General features: G+C 69.6%; 19 protein-coding genes. 6 read left to right on the top strand and 13 right to left on the bottom strand.

Annotated elements, in window-relative coordinates; genetic code table 11:
* Window positions 1-138 precede the first annotated feature (138 nt).
* From ABEA43_RS10310 to ABEA43_RS10290, 5 genes are all read left to right on the top strand, one after another.
* Window positions 139-945, top strand: a complete 807-nt coding sequence (locus ABEA43_RS10310; RefSeq protein ID WP_345560601.1) for a GNAT family N-acetyltransferase — start codon at window positions 139-141, stop codon at window positions 943-945.
* A gap of 60 nt (window positions 946-1,005) precedes the next feature.
* Window positions 1,006-2,019, top strand: a complete 1,014-nt coding sequence (locus ABEA43_RS10305) for a phosphotransferase family protein (RefSeq protein ID WP_345560599.1) — start codon at window positions 1,006-1,008, stop codon at window positions 2,017-2,019.
* A gap of 32 nt (window positions 2,020-2,051) precedes the next feature.
* Window positions 2,052-2,372 carry a hypothetical protein gene (locus ABEA43_RS10300; RefSeq protein ID WP_345560598.1) on the top strand — a complete coding sequence of 107 codons (321 nt, stop codon included), beginning with the start codon at window positions 2,052-2,054 and terminating at the stop codon, window positions 2,370-2,372.
* Between the two features lie 57 nt (window positions 2,373-2,429).
* Window positions 2,430-3,281: a helix-turn-helix domain-containing protein gene (locus tag ABEA43_RS10295; protein ID WP_345560596.1), complete on the top strand. Its 852-nt coding sequence runs from the start codon at window positions 2,430-2,432 to the stop codon at window positions 3,279-3,281.
* 69 nt (window positions 3,282-3,350) lie between these two features.
* On the top strand, window positions 3,351-3,617 hold the full coding sequence (locus ABEA43_RS10290; RefSeq protein ID WP_345560594.1) for a hypothetical protein: 267 nt from the start codon (window positions 3,351-3,353) through the stop codon (window positions 3,615-3,617).
* 50 nt (window positions 3,618-3,667) lie between these two features.
* Here the strand turns inward: ABEA43_RS10290 and ABEA43_RS10285 are convergent, their stop codons facing one another.
* The 11 genes from ABEA43_RS10285 to ABEA43_RS10235 form a co-directional block, all read right to left on the bottom strand.
* Complete coding sequence (locus ABEA43_RS10285) at window positions 3,668-4,108, bottom strand: GNAT family N-acetyltransferase (protein ID WP_345560592.1); 441 nt, start codon at window positions 4,106-4,108, stop codon at window positions 3,668-3,670.
* A 66-nt stretch (window positions 4,109-4,174) separates the two neighbouring features.
* On the bottom strand, window positions 4,175-4,750 hold the full coding sequence (locus ABEA43_RS10280) for a GNAT family N-acetyltransferase (RefSeq protein ID WP_345560590.1): 576 nt from the start codon (window positions 4,748-4,750) through the stop codon (window positions 4,175-4,177).
* 126 nt (window positions 4,751-4,876) lie between these two features.
* Window positions 4,877-5,851 (bottom strand): ABC transporter substrate-binding protein, encoded by a 975-nt coding sequence (locus tag ABEA43_RS10275; protein ID WP_345560589.1) that lies wholly within the window; start codon window positions 5,849-5,851, stop codon window positions 4,877-4,879.
* A gap of 26 nt (window positions 5,852-5,877) precedes the next feature.
* On the bottom strand, window positions 5,878-6,819 hold the full coding sequence (locus ABEA43_RS10270) for an ABC transporter permease (protein WP_345560587.1): 942 nt from the start codon (window positions 6,817-6,819) through the stop codon (window positions 5,878-5,880).
* On the bottom strand, window positions 6,816-7,604 hold the full coding sequence (locus ABEA43_RS10265; RefSeq protein WP_345560586.1) for an ATP-binding cassette domain-containing protein: 789 nt from the start codon (window positions 7,602-7,604) through the stop codon (window positions 6,816-6,818). The genes ABEA43_RS10270 and ABEA43_RS10265 overlap by 4 nt, the downstream gene beginning before the upstream one ends.
* 95 nt (window positions 7,605-7,699) lie before the next feature.
* Window positions 7,700-8,050, bottom strand: coding sequence for a hypothetical protein (locus ABEA43_RS10260; RefSeq protein WP_345560584.1), 351 nt, complete (start codon window positions 8,048-8,050; stop codon window positions 7,700-7,702).
* Window positions 8,051-8,308: 258 nt separating this feature from the next.
* On the bottom strand, window positions 8,309-10,384 hold the full coding sequence (locus ABEA43_RS10255; protein WP_345560583.1) for an ArnT family glycosyltransferase: 2,076 nt from the start codon (window positions 10,382-10,384) through the stop codon (window positions 8,309-8,311).
* Window positions 10,381-11,556 (bottom strand): bifunctional glycosyltransferase family 2/GtrA family protein, encoded by a 1,176-nt coding sequence (locus tag ABEA43_RS10250; protein ID WP_345560581.1) that lies wholly within the window; start codon window positions 11,554-11,556, stop codon window positions 10,381-10,383. The genes ABEA43_RS10255 and ABEA43_RS10250 overlap by 4 nt, the downstream gene beginning before the upstream one ends.
* A gap of 24 nt (window positions 11,557-11,580) precedes the next feature.
* The gene (locus ABEA43_RS10245; protein WP_345560579.1) at window positions 11,581-12,933 is read right to left on the bottom strand and encodes a sensor histidine kinase; all 1,353 of its coding nucleotides are present in this window, start codon (window positions 12,931-12,933) and stop codon (window positions 11,581-11,583) included.
* Window positions 12,930-13,628, bottom strand: a complete 699-nt coding sequence (locus ABEA43_RS10240; RefSeq protein ID WP_345560577.1) for a response regulator transcription factor — start codon at window positions 13,626-13,628, stop codon at window positions 12,930-12,932. Before ABEA43_RS10240 ends, ABEA43_RS10245 begins: the two co-directional genes overlap by 4 nt.
* 64 nt (window positions 13,629-13,692) lie before the next feature.
* On the bottom strand, window positions 13,693-14,898 hold the full coding sequence (locus ABEA43_RS10235; protein ID WP_345560575.1) for a cytochrome P450: 1,206 nt from the start codon (window positions 14,896-14,898) through the stop codon (window positions 13,693-13,695).
* A gap of 85 nt (window positions 14,899-14,983) precedes the next feature.
* Between ABEA43_RS10235 and ABEA43_RS10230 the strand changes: the two genes are divergently transcribed.
* A complete protein-coding gene (locus tag ABEA43_RS10230; protein WP_345560574.1) occupies window positions 14,984-15,541 on the top strand; it encodes a TetR/AcrR family transcriptional regulator in 558 nt (185 codons plus the stop codon).
* Here ABEA43_RS10230 and ABEA43_RS10225 read toward each other — a convergent pair.
* Complete coding sequence (locus ABEA43_RS10225) at window positions 15,538-17,052, bottom strand: phytoene desaturase family protein (protein ID WP_345560573.1); 1,515 nt, start codon at window positions 17,050-17,052, stop codon at window positions 15,538-15,540. The genes ABEA43_RS10230 and ABEA43_RS10225 overlap by 4 nt on opposite strands.
* A gap of 53 nt (window positions 17,053-17,105) precedes the next feature.
* Window positions 17,106-17,996 (bottom strand): LysR family transcriptional regulator, encoded by an 891-nt coding sequence (locus ABEA43_RS10220; protein WP_345560572.1) that lies wholly within the window; start codon window positions 17,994-17,996, stop codon window positions 17,106-17,108.
* Window positions 17,997-18,008 lie beyond the last annotated feature (12 nt).

The following is an 18,008-nucleotide window of genomic DNA, read 5'->3' as shown; positions in this document are numbered from 1 at the left end:
ACGACGCTCAAAATGCAGAATTGTCCCGTCCCGGGCGACAAGTCCGCCTTTCATGGTGGTTCCGCCAACATCAACAGCAACAACACATTCCATTAACCCATTTTCCACCGACCACAACGATCAGGAAGGATGCCCGCTATGACCATCCGGCGCCTGACCCCAGCCGACCTCGACGCCTGCGCCCAGCTGGCCAAGGACCGCGACTGGCTGCCCGAACGCCACAAGTGGCGCCTGCTGTTCGAAATCGGAGAGCCGTACGGCATCGACGCCCCCGACGGCGACGGCCTGGCCGCGACGAACGTCCTGGCCCGCTACGGCGACGACCACGCCGTGATCAGCATGGTCCTCACCGCCTCCCGGTACGCCAGGCGCGGCCTGGCCCGCAGGCTCATGGAGCACGTCCTGGACCAGGCGGGCGACCGTACCGTCTCCCTCTACGCCACCGACAGCGGCCGCCCGCTCTACGAGCAGCTCGGCTTCCGCGTCGTCGGCACGGCGGCCAAGCACACCGGCGTCTTCGCGGGCGAGCCGTCGGGAAGGACGCGCCCCGCCACGGAGGCCGACCTCGGGTGGATCCTCGGACTCGACGCCGAGCTGTTCGGCACGGACAGGTCGGCGCTGCTGCGGCGGATGTTCGCGTTCGGCGAGCAGGTGCGGATCGCCGACGGAGGATTCGGTCACTGCTGGCGTAACGACGACAACGTGGTCATCGGCCCGGTCGTCGCCAGGGACGAGGAGACCGCGCGGGCGCTGATCGGCGACCTGGCGCTGGACGCGGGCGGCGAGGTGCGGATGGACCTCGACCTGGCCATGGAGAGCCTGGTCAGATGGGCGGGCGAGCACGGCATCGGCTCCCCGTGGCAGGTCTCGAAGATGGTGCGCGGCGGCGACCTGCCCGGCGACCGCGCCTGCCAGTTCCTGCCGTTCATGCAGGCTCTGGGTTGACCGTCCGGACGGCGCTCTCATAGGGTCGCCACTAGAATATCATTCTGTCGAAGGGCGGTCATGACCTCCACCCACATCGACGTCAGCGTCATCGACTTCGACGCGCTCGGCGCGTGGATGGACGCCGAGGGCCTGCCCGGCGGCCCGATCACCGGCACCGCGCCGGTGCCCGGCGGCACGCAGAACGTCATGGTCCGCTTCGAGCGCGGCGGGCGCCCGTACATCCTGCGCCGCCCGCCCCTGCACGCCCGGCGCAAGAGCAACGAGGTGCTGCGCCGCGAGGCCAGGGTGCTGGCCGCGCTGCGGGACACGCCCGTGGCCGCGCCCAGGCTCGTGGCCGCGCAGACCGAGCTGGAGCCGGTGTTCTACCTGATGGAGCCGGTCGACGGCTTCAACCCCTCGACCGGGCTGCCCGAGCCGCACGCCTCCGATCCGGCGATCAGGCACCGGATGGGCCTTGAGGCCGCCGCCGCGCTGGCCGAGCTGGGGCGGGTCGATCCGGGGGTGCTGCCGGGGTTCGGCCGGCCGGAGGGGTTCCTGGAGCGGCAGGTGCCGCGCTGGCTCAAGGAGCTCGACTCGTACGGCGAGCTCGACGGCTACCCAGGTCCCGACATTCCCGGATTGCCGGAGACGGCCGACTGGCTCACCCGCAACCTGCCCCGCACGTTCACGCCGGGGATCATGCACGGCGACTACCACTTCGCGAACCTGATGTTCGCCTGCGACGGCCCGCGCGTGGCCGCGATCGTCGACTGGGAGATGTGCACGATCGGCGACCCGCTGGTCGATCTCGGCTGGCTGCTGGCCACCTGGCCCTCCAACAACGGCCACGTGCCGGGGCTGCCGCAGCCACGGGAGATCATCTCCTACTACGCGGCGCTGTCCGAGCGAGACCTGTCGGCCGTCGGCTGGTACGCGGTCATGGCCTGCTTCAAGCTCGGCATCGTGCTGGAGGGCAGCCACGCGCGGGCGTTCGCCGGCAAGGCGCCCAAGGACATCGGGGATCTGCTGCACGCGACGACGCTGGGGCTGTTCGAGCGGGCGCGGGAGTTCATGGCGGGCGCGCTGGACTGACCCAATATCACGATTTCCGGACAAACGATCACATGGTTCTCCCCGAGCCGTACAATTGCGCGCAATTGCATCTGTATCGGGGAAGGATCGTCATGCGCATGCGGTTCCTCGGCTCCACCTCGGAGGCGGGCGCCTGTCCCACCCTGTACGAGACCGATCGCGGCACCATTGTCGTGCAAGGGCTCCAAGTCACCGACGCGGAGGCCCTCGGAGACCTTCGCGACGTCCTCGACGGCGAAGGCGCCGTTGAAGTCCCCCGCGAGCTCCTCACCGAAATCGCCCGCCGAGTCCTGTTCGACGACCAGGCAACCGCTTTCCCTAGCAGCAAGGAAACACCGACGGCAACCGGTTGATCACAATTGCGACTGACACTGGCTTGATCGGTACGGGCGGGGCTAGCCTCTTGCGGCGTGACGTCGTTTCAGCAGGCGCGCATCGACCTCGGCAGCCAGTTGCGTCAGCTGCGCGAGGGGGCCCATCTGTCGGGCAAGGAGCTGGCCGAGCGGTTGCGCTGGCAACCGTCCAAGGTCTCGCGCCTGGAGAACGCCCGGCAGACGGCCACCGAGGATGACGTTGTCGTGTGGGCGCAGGCCGTACACGCCGCGCCCGACACCACCGACGAGCTGATCCGGCAGGCCATCGCGCTGCTGGAGCGGCACGACGACTGGAAGCAGCGCCACCGCAGCGGCCTGGCCGCCATCCAGGAGGACATCCGCGACCTAGAGGCCAGGACGAAGCTGTTCAGGGTCTTCGAGCCGGGGATCATCGCGGGGCTGCTGCAGACCTCCGAATATGCCCGGCACGTGTTCCGCAAGGTGAAGCGGCTCTACAGCGCGGCCGATCAGATCGACGCGGCCGTGCGGGTGCGCATGCAGCGCCAGGAGATCCTCTACGACCGGACGCGGACGTTCAGGTTCGTGGTGACGGAGTCGGCGCTGCGCACCTGCCTGGCGCCGCCCGAGGTGATGCGCGGCCAGCTCGACCGCTTGCTCGCGGTCAGCACGCTGCCGAATGTGGACTTCGGCGTCATCCCGTTCAGCACCGAGTTGCCGTCCAATCCCATCAACGGTTTCTGGATCTACAACGAGGCCATGGTCGGCGTGGCCACGATGACAAAAGACCTGGTCCTGCGCGATCCCGACGACATCGCCTTCTACGTTCGAGCCTTCGATGACTACGCAAAAGCGGCTGAGTTTGAAGAAAACGGACGGGAGGTCATCATCAGCATTCTTCACGAATTCCGCAAACAAACCTCACATTAACCGCAGCAATTGCTTGCCTCCCACCCCAAGATCGTGCAATTCTGTCGCGAGACGTTGCGGAGGTGACGCATGATGCTCGATACCGCGCTCTGCCTCGAAAGGTTCGCCTGGCATGCGGGTCGTCACGCTGACCTGTCGGTCCTGAGCTTGGCCTTGTCGAGTGACCCGGCGTACGTGTCGGTCCGCAATCGGTTCTCGGCCACGCTCAGGGAGACCGTGACCTGCTCCGACGAGGGGGCTTACATCACCTCGTGGGGTTATCGCCTGGGCACGGCGGAAGACGTCGAGTCCGCCGCCGCCCGCCTCGCCTTCCTCCTGGCCGCACTCCCCGCCTGACCGGCGCCCGATGCGGCACGGGCGGTCTCGTCACAAAACACCGGGCGATCTCAAGGCACCGGGCGGACCATGAACACGTCCACCGGATCCTCGGTCTCCAGGGTGAACCCGTACCGCTCATAGAGCCGCCGGGCCGGGCTTCCCTGCAGCACGTTCAGCCGGACAGGAACACCGTCACGGTCACACCGCTCCAGCAGCTCGCGCAGGACATCCGATCCGATGCCGCAACCCTGCAGATGCGGGGCCAGATAGAAGTGCTCCAGCCAGCGGATGTCCCCGGCGTCCCGTAGCGCCACGCAGCCGGCGAACTCGCCGCCGACCTCGATCACCCAGGTGTGCGCCGGGTCGAACGCGTCCCGGAACCGCTGCCGCACCCGATGCTGGTCGTACCGTCCGAGCCGCTCCAGATCCGCTCGCATCACCACGGCGCGCAGCTCGGCCACCGTCTCGACGTCGACCGCCAAAGCGGGCCGAAGACCCCAATCCACCATGAGCCGCCACTTTACGGCACACTACGCCCACCACACATGCAGCCCCAGCATGATCGGGCCCCTACGTCATGAGGCGACCGCACTCCTCGGCGCATGGCTGCGACCAGCCGCGTCCAAGGCGATCCAGTAGCGGCGTTTCACCCCGATCCCGGTGTCGCGCACATCTTCCAGGACGCCACCGTTGCGCTCGATGGTGCGGGCCGAGCCGGCGTTGTCCTCGTCACAGGTGAGCAGGACCCGGTCCAGGCCGAGCCCCGGCGCCTTGCGCAGGACCTCTCCCAGCGCCCACGTGGCGAGCCCGCGTCTCCTGGCAGAAGGCCGGATGCTGTAGCCGATGTTCCCGCCGGCCTCCAGGAGAACGGCGTTCAGATAGTGCCGGAGGTCGATGGCCCCCAGGTAGGTCTCGCCGTCGGCGATCCACCAGTGGGTGGCGTGCACGCACCCTTCCTCGACGGGCAGCGACCGGTCGGACTGCTGGCGCAGCTGCACGACCCACGCGGCGAACCCGTCCGGGCTGTCGAGGTCATCCTCATCGACCAGACGCAGGCCGGCCCCGTCCTGGTGAGCACCTGGATCCCATTCGTCGCGGGCCGCGAGCCACGAGGAATGCAGCCGTGCCGTGGGGGTGATCAATGCAGCCATGCGATCGACGATAACACCCACGAACCCCATGTGATCAGGCATTTTCCACCACTGGCTCCCCACATCGAAGGCCGGCCAGAACGCCTCCTTCCACCGCGAGCAGCTCGTGATCCACTTTCGCGACCCCTAGCAGCCGGCCTTGTAGAGAACCTTCTGCACCTCGGGCTGATCCACGTTCGCCGCCGTGACGATGGTCGCGTCCGTCGGGATCGACGGTGTGACCTGCTGACCCCTGACCGCCGCGACCGCCTGCTCGACCCCCTTCGCGCCGATGTCGCCGGGCAGCTGCGCGATCAGCGCCTGGACGACCCCGTCCTTGAGCTGCTTGACCTGCGCGGGGCCCGCGTCGAACCCGACCATCTTGACCTGGCCCAGCTTGCCCGCCTGCTGGAGCGCCGACCCCGCGCCGGTGGCGGAGTTGAGGTTCGCGGCGAAGATCCCGGCCAGGTCGGAGTCCTTGGCGAGCGCCGCATTGACGATCTTCGACGCCTCGGTGACGTCGTTGTGCGAGTACTGGACGCCCAGATAGGTGATCCCCGGGTGGTTCGCCTTGACCTCCTCCTCGAACCCCTTGATCCGCGCGTCCACGGTGCTGACGCCCGGGTCGGTGGAGATGACGAGCACCTTCCCCTTGCCACCGATCTGCTCCGACAGCGCCTTGGCCGCCGCCGCGCCGCCCTTGAGGTTGTCGGTGCTGATCCTGGACAGCCCGATGCTGGGGTCCTCGACCACCGTGTCCACCAGGATGATCTTGATGTCCTGCTGCTTCGCCTGGGTCAGCGGTGCGATCATGGCCTTGACGTCGGTCGGGGCGATGAGCATGGCGCTCGGCTTGCTCGCCACGACCGAGTTGACGATCGGGGTCTGCAGGGTCGGGTCGAACTTCTGCGGCCCCTGTACGTCGAGCGTCACGCCCAGTTCCTTGGCCTTGGCCTTGGCCCCGCAGGCCATGGTCTCGTAGAACTCCTCACCGGCCAGGCCCTGCACGAGCGTGATCCGGATCTGGCCGTCGCCGCCGGCTTCCCCGCTCTGCCCGCCGCACGCGGTTACCGTCAGCAGCAGCGCTCCGAGAGCGGCCATGGCCCTGCCGGCCTTGTGCATGGTGGTGCCTCCTCCTGTTGGTCGCTCTAGTGGTCTCGGGCCCTGCGCCGCCACTGGTCGACGTACACGGCGGCGACGAGCACCGCGCCCACCACCACCTGCTGCCAGAACGGCCGCACGCCGAGGATCTGGAAGCCGTTCAGCAGCACGACGGGGATGAACACCCCGATGACCGTGCCGGCGACCGTCCCCACCCCGCCGAACAACGACGTCCCGCCGATCACCACGGCCGCGATGGCCTGCAGGTTGTCGGTGGAGTGCGCGGACACGCCGGTGATGCCGTACTTGGCCAGTGACAGGTGACCGGCCAGCCCGGCCAGCAGGCCGGCCAGGCCGTACACCTTGATCAGGTGCCTGCGCACGGCGACGCCGCCGCGCCTGGCCGCCTCGGCGTTGGAGCCGATCGCGTACGTGTGGCGCCCGAAGCGGGTGTGGGCGAGCGTCAGCGCGAGCACCGTGGTGATGGCGGCGCAGATCCACACGATCTGCGGCACACCGAGCCACCTGTCCAGCCCGAGCCCGAGGTTCAGCTCGGCCGGCGCCCGCAGGTCGACGCCGCCGGTGAGCAGCAACGCCCCGCCCAGCGACATGCCGAGCGTCCCCAGGGTCACGATCAGCGCCGGGATCCGCCCCAGCGCGACCAGCACCCCGTTCACCATGCCCCAGCCCAGCCCGGTCACCAGCGCGCTCACCGTGCCCAGCACCAGCGACCCCGTGACCTCGATGACCTTGGCCGCGACCACCGCCGAGAACACCAGCACCCCGCCCACCGACAGATCGATGCCCGCCGTGATGATCACGAACGTCATGCCGGCGGCCAGCAACAGCAGGATGGCGGCGTCGCTCACCAGGTTGAGCAGGTTGAACGAGGTGGGGAACGAGCGCGGCGCCAGCACCGCGAACGCCACCAGCAGCCCCGCCAGCACCAGCCCGATCCACACGATCTGCAGCCGCCCCAGCTCTTTCATGCGCCGCGCTCCTGCCGGGTCTCGCTCTCATGTGGCTGTTCCAGCGCCCCCGTCATGGCCCCGACGAGCTCCTCCATCGACACCCGCGCCGTCTCGAACCGCGCGACCCTGCGCCCCAGCCGCAGCACCTCGACCCGATCCGACACCGCCATGACGTCCTGCATGTTGTGGCTGATGAGCACCACGGACACGCCGGAGTCGCGTACCGTCCTGATGAGATCGAGCACCCGCCGCGTCTGCACCACGCCGAGCGCCGCCGTCGGCTCGTCCATGAACACCACCCGCCGCGCCCACGTCACGGCCCTGGCCACCGCGACCCCTTGCCGTTGACCACCCGACAACGTGGACACCGGCGCGCTCTGCGACGCCAGCCGCACCCCGAGCCGCTCGCACGCCTCCCGCGCCTCCCTGCGCATGGCCGCGTTGTCCAGCACGCCCAGCCACCCGAGCAGGCCAGGCTTGAGACGTTCTCTGCCGAGGAAGAAGTTGGCGGCGGGGCTGAGATCGGCGCAGAGCGCGAGATCCTGATAAACGGTCTCGATCCCGGCCCGCCTGGCCTCCTCCACGGCCCCGAACACGACGGCCGCGCCATCGAACTCGATCGTCCCGTCGTCCGGCCGCTCGACCCCGGAGAGGATCTTCGCCAGCGTGGACTTGCCCGCCCCGTTGTCGCCGATCAGCGCGACGACTTCCCCGGCCCGCAGGCTGAAGTCCGCGCCCCGCAGCGCCTCGACCTGGCCGTAGCTCTTCAGGATCCCGCGGGCGTCGATCAGCGGTACGGCCATATGACCATCAAGAAACTCCCTGACATCGTTGTCAAGCCCGAAGGCGGCATGCGAAAGGGCGGGCCGCGCGGGCCCGCCCTTCGGATGGGGTCTGGCTAGTTGACGTCGAGCTTGCGCTGGATGGCGATGAGGATCTGCATCATGTCCGTCTGGCTGCCCGCGAGCGCGTCGACCTTGGTGTCGAGTTGGTCGACCTTGGTGTCGATCTTGTCGACCTTCGTCTCCACCCCAGTAAGCCTCGCGCCGAGCCGGTCGACCGTCGTCTCCACTGCGGTGAGCCGCGTGTCGAGCTGGGTGACCTTGCCGTCGAGGACCTTGACCTGGTTGGCGACGCCGTTGATCCGCTCGGTGAGCTGTTGCCCCATCTCCATCTGGTCTGCCCGGATCTGGACGAACTCGTTGTGCAACCCGGTGCCGAGCGTCGAGCAGATTTCCTTGAAGCTCAAGTTGATCTCCCTTACCTTGGGGGGCAAGGGACCGGGGATGTTCGCGATCTCCGGTCCCGCTTCTTGACCAAGAGAATACGCCTTCGGATGGCTCGGCCCAACAGAATCTGGATGAGAATTCCCAGGTCAGCGGTCAGATTGGCGGCATAATTCCGGACGCATGCTCGTATTTCAAACCAGAGATTTTTTCTATACCAGACAAAATACTCTGCCTCACGAGCAATGGAGCAGGGGCGCCATTGGCGGCGCCCCTTCCCATCACGTCGCGCAGTCGTAGAGACCCTCCTGGCCGTCCACCGCCGTGCAGTTCGCCTGCACCCAGGTCGTCACCTCCGTGTTCCCCCGGCCGGGCCCGCCGCCCTCGCTTCCGGCCATGACGTACCTCAGCTGTCCCGAGGAGACCAGCGACCGCAGCCGCGCCACGGTCATGGCGGGGTCGCTGCCGGTGAAGCCGCCCATGGCGATCACGGGCCTGCCGGTGGACAGGATGAGGCCGGACGCCTGCTGAGCGCTGTTCACGGCCACCAGCCACGTGGCCTTGCCCTGGTTGGCCACCAGATACTTGGTCATCGCGTCGCTGACGCCACCGCCCGGTCCGCCCCGGCCCATGGAGCCGGACCGCCCGCCGCCTTCCGCCGTCCCGCGTTCGGCATTCTGGCGCCCCGTGGCACTCGGAGTACCTGTCTGTCCGTTCTGTTCGGGGGTGCCTCCCGGGAACTGACCGCCCCCAGGCATTCCGCCCGGCCGGCCGAAGCCGCCCATCCCACCTGTTGACGGCCCTGCCGTCGGGTTCGAGCCGTTGACCTGCGACTGCAGCGGCGTCACCGCGAACGCCGCCGGCCCGGCCAGCCCGGCGACCACCGTGGCGGCCAGCGCGAGCGCCGCGATCCGTACCGTCACCTGCGCCCGCACCCTGGCCAGCACGAGCACCACCACGGCCACCAGGGTCGCCCCGAGCACGACCCAGGCCAGCCACGGCGCCCAGTCGGGCGTACGGCGCAGCACCACGAACGACCACACACCCGTGACGGCCACCGCCAGCGGCAGCACCCAGGCCCACGCCCGCGACCGCCGGTACGCCTGCCACATCACCACCGCGCCCATCCCGCACAACGCGGCCACGGCGGGAGCCATGGCGGTCGTGTAGTACGGATGGAAGGTGCCGCTGGAGAAGCTGAACACCCCATAGTGAACGACCAGCCAGCCGCCCCAGACCAGCCAGGCCGCCCCCGAGGGCCCGTCGTCCGGATCGGAGACCAGCCGCAGCCTCATGAACGCCATCCTCATGTGCGAGACCCGCATGAACGCGGCGAACGCCAGCGCGATCACACAGAACGGCAGCAACCAGGAGATCTGTCCCGCCAGGGTGTCGTTGAACAGCCGCCCGGCCCCGGACTCCCCGCCGAAACCGCCACCGCCGCCACCAGCACCGCCGCCGCCGTTCCCCCGGCCCTGTCCGAAGATGCGGCCGAGGCCGTTGTAGCCGATCACCAGGTCCCAGACGGTGTTGTCGGTGGAGCCGCCGATGTAGGGACGCGAGTCCTTCGGCCACAGGTCCGTGATGACCATCCACCAGGCGCTCGACACCACCAGGACGACCCCGGCCGCCAGCAGGTGCCACACCCGCCGGAGCCACGGCCCGCCGGCGCAGACCAGGTACGCCAGCCCGAACGCCGGCACCACCAGGTACGCCTGCAGCATCTTGGCGTTGAACCCCAGCCCCACGAAGAACGCCGCCAGCAGCAGCGGCCGCAGCCGGCCGGTCCGCAGCGACTCCAGGCAGAACCAGGCCGCCAGCACCAGGAGCAGCACGAGCACCGTGTCCGGGTTGTTGTCCCGGTTGATCGCCACGGTGATCGGCGTGAGCGTCATGACGACGGCCGCGACCAGCGCCGCCACATGCCCCTGGGCCGTACGGGACCGGCCGGTGAAGGCCCGGCGGACGGCCGAGAAGACCAGCCCGACGGCGGCCACCCCGGCCAGCGCCTGCGGCAGCAGCATGCTCCACGTGCCGTAGCCGAAGATCCGCGCCGACAGCCCCATCACCCACAGCGCCAGCGGCGGCTTGTCCACGGTGATGTAGGACCCGGCGTCGATCGCGCCGAAGAAGAACGCCTTCCAGCTCTGCGTGCCGGAGAGGATGGCGGCGGCGTAGTACTCGTTGGCGTTGCCGCTGAGCGCCCACGCGTACAGGACGAACGCCGCGACCAGCACGACCCACAGCGCGGGCCGCGACCAGCGCGGGTCCTGCTCGGCGCCCAGGAAGACGCGGGCGGGCAGGCCACGCGTCCTGCCGGCCCGATGGCCGGAGCGCGTCTCGGTGATCGTGGTCACTGGGCCGTCCCCCGCTTCGGGTTGAAGACCCACACGCGCAGCAGCAGGAAGCGGACGAGGGTGGCGGCGGCGTTCGCGATGATGACCGCGACCAGCTCCACCCCGTGCGAGACCCCGTCGGGCAGCAGCGAAAGGCTGCCCGAAGTGAGCACCAGCCCGACGAGGAACGCGATCAGCCCCTCGAACTGGTGCCGCATCGCCCCGCCCGAGCCCTTGACGCCGAACGTGAACCGGCGGTTCGCGGCGGTGTTGGCCACGGCCGTGACCAGCAGCGCGACCGCGTTGGCCGCCAGCGGCGGCACGACCTGGCGCAGCAGCGAATACAGGGCCAGGTACGCCAGCGTGCTGATCACGCCCACGATCGCGAAGCGGGGCAGCTGCTTGGCCATCCCCTTCGGCAGCTCGGCCCGCTCGACCCTGGCCGGCACGGGGATGCGGGCCGCGCCGGACAGCGTCTTGCGCGCCACGCGGGCCAGGCCGCGCAGGTCGTCCCGGGCGGTGCGCATGATGTCGACCCGGCTGTCCGGATCGTCCACCCAGTCCACGGGGACCTCGTGGATGCGCAGCCCGTGCCGCTCGGCCAGGAGCAGCAGCTCGGTGTCGAAGAACCACTGCTCGTCCTCGACACCGGGCAACAGAGCCTGGGCGATCTCCGTACGGACTGCCTTGAAACCGCACTGCGCGTCCGAGAACCCGGCGCCCATCCCGAAGCGGAGCAGCAGGTTGTACGAGCGGGAGATGAACTCGCGCTTGGGCCCCCGCTCCACCCGCGACGCCCTGGCCAGCCGGGTCCCGATGGCCAGGTCACTGTGACCCGACAGCAGCGGCGCCACCAGCGGCAGGAACGCGTCCAGATCGGTGGACAGATCGACGTCCATGTAGCTGACGACGTCGGCCTCGCTCTCCGACCAGACCCGGCGCAGCGCCCGGCCGCGCCCCTTCTCGTCGAGGTGGACGGCGCGTACGTGCGCCAGCTCCCCGGCCAGCTCGGTGGCGATCTGCCAGGTGTTGTCGGTGCTGGCGTTGTCGGCGATCGTGATGCGGAAGCCGTACGGGAAGTTCCTCGTGAGGTAGGTCTGCAGCCGGGTGACGCTCGCGCGTAGTGCCCGCTGCTCGTTGTAGACCGGGACGACCACCTCGACCAGGCGTGTCCTTACTGCTGTCGTTTCCATGCAGCCAGCTCACGGTTTGGGTCTTTAACGGGACTTATCCGATTCTGAGTTACGGATGAGAGTTCCGGGAAGATCCAGGGTCGCGATCGCTCCGCCACCGGGCGCGTTCGCCAGGCTCACCGTGCCGCCGGCCTCCGCGACGGCCTGCGCCACGATCGCCAGGCCCAGCCCGGAGCCGGGCAGGCCGCGGGCGGACGGCGAGCGCCAGAACCGCTCGAAGACGTGCGGCAGCTCCTCCTCGGGCAGCCCTGGGCCGTGGTCGCGGACGGTCAGCCGGCCGTTCTTCAGCGACACCTCGACCGCGCCGTCGGGGCTGAACTTGGCGGCGTTGTCGATGAGGTTGAGCACCGCGCGTTCGAGTGAGGTGGAGCTGCCCACGACGTACCAGGGGGTGAGGTCGGTGGCGACCTCCGCGCCGCGCAGCCTGGCGCGTTCGACGGCGGCCGTGACGATCTCATGGAAGCCCAGCACGACGTGCGGCTCGTGATCGGTGTCGCCCCTGGCGAGCTGGAGCAGGTCGGCGACCAGCGAGGACAGCTCGGCGAACTGCGCCTTCACGTTGACCAGCAGGCGCTCCTTGGCGCCCGGATCGAGGCTGCGGCCGGTCTGCTCGCTGCGCAACAGCAGGTCGATGTTGGTACGCAGGGTCGTGAGCGGCGTGCGCAGCTCGTGCCCGGCGTCGGCGACGAGCTGCTGCTGACGCTCCCTGGAGCCGGCCAGCGCCGTGGTCATGGCGTTGAAGGAGGAGGACAGACGGGCGATCTCGTCGCTGCCCCTGACCGGGATGGGCGTGCCGAGGTCCTCGGTCTGCGCGATGTGCTCGACCGCCTTGGTCAGGTCGCCCACGGGACGCAGCGCCGCGCGTGAGATGGCCAGCCCCGCCCAGGCCGCGCCGAGCACGCCCATCGCGGCGATCCCGGCCAGGTAGATGGCGGTGTTCCTGAGCGTGCGCTGGATGTGGAAGAGCGGCCTGGCCTCCAGGACCGCCACGCCGGGCGCGAAGTTCACGGTCACCACACGGACCGGCTTGCCTTCGCGCGTCACGCCGTCGCGGTAGATCGGCTCGCCGGGCCGCGGCACCGCCGCCCAATCGAGGTCCGTCGGCACGATGGCGGGACCGACCGAGCAGGTGGTGCCGTCGGCACGCAGCAGTGTCGCCATGCCGTCGAACGGCCCACGCGAGCCCTCGATGGTGCACTCGTGGACGAGGTAGTTCTTGTCGCCCTGCTTCTCCGATTCCAGGATGCTCTGGTCAAGCTGCCCGACCACCTGGATCTGCACGATGAACCACGACAACGCCGCGCAGACGGCGATGGCGACCGCCACCGCCGCCGTGACGAGAAGAGTCAGCCTCGATCTCAGGCTGCCTCGTCTCACAGCGCGGCTCTCAGGACATAGCCCACGCCACGGACGGTGTGGATCACTCTCGGCTCGCCCCCGGCCTCGGTCTTGCGCCGCAGGTACATCACATAGACGTCGAGCGAGTTCGACGTCGGCTCGAAGTCGAAGCCCCACACCTCGCTCAGGATCTGATCCCTGGTCAGCACCTGGCGCGGATGGGCCAGGAACAGCTCCATCAGCAGGTATTCGGTACGGGTCAAGTCGAGCCGGCGATCGCCCCTGGTGACCTCCCTGGTCGCCGGATCCATGCGCAGGTCGCCGTAGGTCAGCGCGTCGCCCTCGGGCGTGCCGCCGCTCAGCGCGCCCCGCCGCAGCAGGGCGCGCACCCTGGCCAGCAGCTCATCCAGCTCGAACGGCTTGACCAGGTAGTCGTCGGCCCCGGCGTCGAGCCCCGACACCCGGTCGCCGACCGCGTCGCGGGCCGTGAGCATGAGGACGGGGATGTGGTTGCCCGAGGCCCGCAGCCTGCGGCAGGCGGTCAGCCCGTCGAGCCGCGGCATCATCACGTCGAGCAGCACCGCGTCGAACGAGTCCGCGGCCACCGCCTCAAGAGCGGCCAGCCCGTCGTTGGCCGTGACGACCTCGTAGCCCTCGAACTCCAGGCTCGACTGCAACGCCTCGCGCAACGCGGGCTCGTCGTCCACCACCAGCAACCGTGCGGGCTCACTCATGGTACGAACGCTAGAGGTTCATCATGAAAAGGTGATGAACGCCCTCACCGGCGTTTCATGAGGATCACCACGCGACCGGCAGCGCGGTGAGCCCGAAGATGACCCCATCGTACTTCGCGGGCAGGTCCTCGTCGGCCACCGTGACCTGCAACGCGGGGATGCGCTCGAACAACGTGCGCAGCGCGATCTCCAGCTCGGCCCTGGCCAGGTTCTGCCCGAGACACTGGTGGACGCCGTAGCCGAAGGCCACGTGGTGACGCGCCCCGCGCCCGGTGTCGAACTCGTCGGGCCGCTCGAACGCCCGCTCGTCCCTGTTGGCGGAGGCGCCGAGGACGAAGATGCCCTCGCCCTTCCTGACGAGCTGCCCGCCGATCTCCTGGTCCTCGGTGGCCACCCGGTCGAACCCCACCCAGTCGACGACCGAGTGGTAGCGCAGCAGCTCGTCCACCGCCGCCGGCCAGCCCTCCGGGTTCTCGCGCAGCGCGGCGAGCTGCCCGGGGTGGCGCATGAGCGTGAGCGCGGCCAGCGGGATCATGTTGGCGGTGGTCTCGTGTCCGGCGACGAGCAGCAGGAAGACGACGCCCACGAGCTCGTCGTGCGTGAGCCGCCCGCCCGTGATCAGCCGCCCGAGCAGGTCGTCCTTCGGCTGCTTCGCGGCCTCGGTGACCAGGTCGCCGAGGAAGCTCCTGATCTCCATCACCGCGGCGAAACCGGCCTGCCGGTCGGTGCCGGCGGTGACCATCCTGCGGGTGCGCGACTGGAAGAACTCGTGGTCGGCGTACGGGACCCCGAGCAGCCGGCAGATGACCAGCGAGGGCAGCGCGAGCCCGAACGCCTCCACCAGCTCGGCCTCCCTGCGGCCGTCGGCGAGCATGTCGTCGATGAGCCGGCCGGCGACCTGCTGGATGCCGGGCCGCAGCTCCTTCATCCGCCGGACGGTGAACTCGGGGATGAGCAGCCGCCGGAACCTGGTGTGCTCGGGCGGGTCGAGGTCGATGAAGGCGCCGGGGGAAACCCGCTTGGCGGCCTCGGCGTGCTCGGGGCTCAGCGGCTCGGCGGAGAGCGCGGTGTTCGGGTGGCCGGGGGTGGCCGGGCTGGTGCTGATGCCCGCGCCCATGAGCACCTGCTTCGCCTCGGCGAGCCTGGTGACGAGCCACACCTCGCCGCCGGGGAGCGAGGCTCGTACGAGCGGGGCCTGCTCCCGCATCGCCTCGTACTCCGGCGGCGGCGCGAACGGGCACGTGCGCGGGACGGGGAAGGATTGCGCCATAGTCTGCTCCCTACAAGCCGGATCGCATTACTTACTTACGCGAAAGTAAGCAATCGCGGGCCGGTCGTCAAGTGATGGGAGCGGGATGGCAGGGCGGCGGACGGACACGCGTGATCGGATCCAGCAGGTGGCGTTGGAGCTGTTCTCCGAGCGGGGATACGACAAGACCTCGTTGCAGGAGGTCGCCGATCGGCTGGAGATCACCAGGCCGGCGCTCTACTACCATTTCCGCACCAAAGAGGCGATCCTCGCGAGCGTCGTGGAGGGGCTCGGCGACTCGATCGACGAGCTGGTGGCCTGGGCGCGCGAACAGCCCACGACGATCGAGTCCAGGCAGGAGATCCTGCTGCGGATCGCGGACCTGCTGGAGAACCGGTGGCGGTCGCTGTTCAGGTTCGCGCAGGTGAACGAGGGGGTCATGCAGGACATGCCGGCCGGTGAGCGGCTGCGGACCGGGTTGATCAGCATGCTGTCGCTGCTGGCGGTGCCGGGAGCCGACGCGGTCCGGCAGTTCGAGGCCAGGCTGGCGGTGCTCGCGGTGATTCTGGGGAGCGTGCCGTTCCTGTTCGACCTGGGACTGGACGAGTCGGAGCGCGCCCGGGTGGCCCTGGAAGTGGCCACCAAGCTCATTTCAGATGATTAATCCCCCTTTTTCCGCAGGAGCGCCATCGCCGCGTTGTGCCCGGCGATTCCGCTGACGCCGCCGCCCCTGCGGGCGCTCGCGCCGCAGATCAGGATCCGTTCGTGCTCGGTCTCGACGCCCCAGGCGCCCTTTTCCCCGTACGGCCAGCTCAGGTCCGTGTGGAAGATGTGGCCGCCGGGCAGTCCCGCGTCCGTTTCGAGGTCGACGGGGGTTTTGACCTCCACGCACGGGGTGCCGTCAGGGGCCTTGAACAGGCATTCCTCGATGGGTTCCGCGAGGACCGCGTTGATGGAGGCGAAGGTGGCATCAAGCGCCATTTTTCGCGCTTTATCGGGATTTTTCCGGAAAAGTCGGGCTGGCATGTGCAGCCCGAACAACGTCATCGTCTCCACCCTGCCTTCGAGGTCCGGACCGAGAATGGACGGGTCCGTCAGCGAATGGCAGTAGACCTCGGCCGGCGGCAGTCGCGGAATTTCCCCGCTCGCCGCCTGCGCGTACGCCCTGGCGAGCTGATCGCGTCCCTCGTTGATGTGGAACGTACCGCTGAAGGCCGCCGCCGGATCCACGGACGCGTCACGCAGCCTCGGCAGCCTGCTCAGCACCATGTTGACCTTCAGCTGGGCCCCCTCGGGCACCGTCGCCGGCCGGCCCAGCGCCCGGTCGAGCACGGCGGGCGGCAGGTTGACCAGCACGTGCCCGCCGTTCACCGTGTGCTCGCCGTCTTCGTCCGCGAACGTGACCTCGCCCGACGGCGAGATCCCGACGATCTCCGCGCCGGTCCTGATCTCGGCCCCCGCCCGCCTGGCCGCCGCCTCCAGCGCCCCGGAGACCGCGCCCATGCCGCCCACCGGCACGTTCCACTCGCCGGTGCCGTCGCCGATCACGTGGTAGAGGAAGCACCGGTTGGCCGCCAGGTCGGCGGCGGGGTCGGCGAACGTGCCGATCAGCGCGTCGGTGAGCACGACGCCGCGGATGGTGTCGTCGCCGAACCGCTCGTCCACGCACTCTCCGATCGGCCGCGCGAACAGGTCGCGCCACGCCTCCGGCCCGACCAGCCGCTCGACCTCGGCGGGGCTGCGCAGGGGTTCGAGGAGCGTCGGGGCCAGGGCCTGCGCGACCCGCGCGGTCATGCCGTAGAAGTCCTGCCAGGCCCGGTGATCGGCGTCGCCGCCCGTGACCTCGCGGAACGAGGCCGCCGTCCGGGCCTCGTCCGCGTTGTCGACGAGCAGGCCGGTGCCGCCCTTGGGGGTGTACGAGGCGTAGCGGCGGCGGCGCAGCGCCAGCTTCAGGCCGAGGTCCTTGACGATCTGGGCGGGCAGGAGGCTGACCAGGTAGGAGTAGCGCGACAGGCGCACATCGACGCCGGGGAAGGGGCGGGCGGAGATCGCCAGGCCGCCGACGTGGTCGTACCGCTCCAGGACGAGCACTCGCCGTCCGGCCCCGGCCAGGTACGCCGCCGCGACCAGCCCGTTGTGCCCGCCACCGGCGACGATCACGTCATATGACCTCATTCCCGCACCATACGACTCACACCACACCCTTCGTCAACGCCCATCGGGGCACGTCAGGGACGGCTGGCGATGCCGAGCAGGGTGGCGGCGGGCCCGTTGAGTGGCCGGCCGCGCCGCCACACCGCCCGCAGGCTCCTGACCAGGTTGAGCCCCGCCAGGGGCACCTCGACCAGCCGCCCGGTGGCCACGTCGGCCTCGACCGCGTACCCGCTGAGCACCGCCGGCGCCACCCCGGCCTGCGCCGCGCCCTTGACGGCCGAGTTCGAGCCCAGCTCCTGGCGCGGGCTGGCCTGGTGCAGGCTCCTGAACGCCACGTCCAGCGTCTCCCGGGTACCCGAGCCTGGCTCACGTACGACCAGGGGCGTCGCGGCCAGCTCGGGGCCTCTCAGCGCCGTACGACGGCGCGCCCACGGATGTCCCGGGGCCACCACGACCACCAGCCTGTCGGTCCCCACCACCCGGCTGGACAGCCCCTCCGGGACGCTCGGCCCCTCGACGAACCCCAGCTCCACCTCCTCGCCCAGCACCCGGGCCGCGACGTCAGTGGAGTTGACCACGGCGAGCCCCACCTGGACGTCGGGCTCCCTGTTCTGCAGCTCGCCCAGCCATCGGGGCACCAGGTACTCGGCCACGGTCATGCTCGACGCGACCCGCAGATGGGCGGCCTCGCGGTGCCGCACCGCCGCGACGGCCCGCATGAGCTCGCCGGCGGCGGCGAGCACCTGCGCGGCCCAGCCCGCGACCATCTTGCCTTCGGAGGTGAGCGTGGAGCCGCGCGGCGTGCGTTCGAGCAGGGGGAGGCCGAGTCGGCGTTCGAGCAGGGCGATGCGCTTGCTCGCGGACGGCTGCGCGATGCCCGCCGCCTTCGCCGCCTGCCCGAGGCTGCCCAGCTCGCCCACGTCGACCAGCAGCTTCAGCGAGTCGAGATCAGGCAGCGCACTCATAGCCACAGGCTA

The organism is Nonomuraea rosea (assembly GCF_039539705.1).
GTDB lineage: Bacteria > Actinomycetota > Actinomycetes > Streptosporangiales > Streptosporangiaceae > Nonomuraea > Nonomuraea rosea.
The sequence above is the reverse complement of the archived record's forward strand: the minus strand, read 5'-3'. Positions and strand labels throughout refer to the sequence as shown.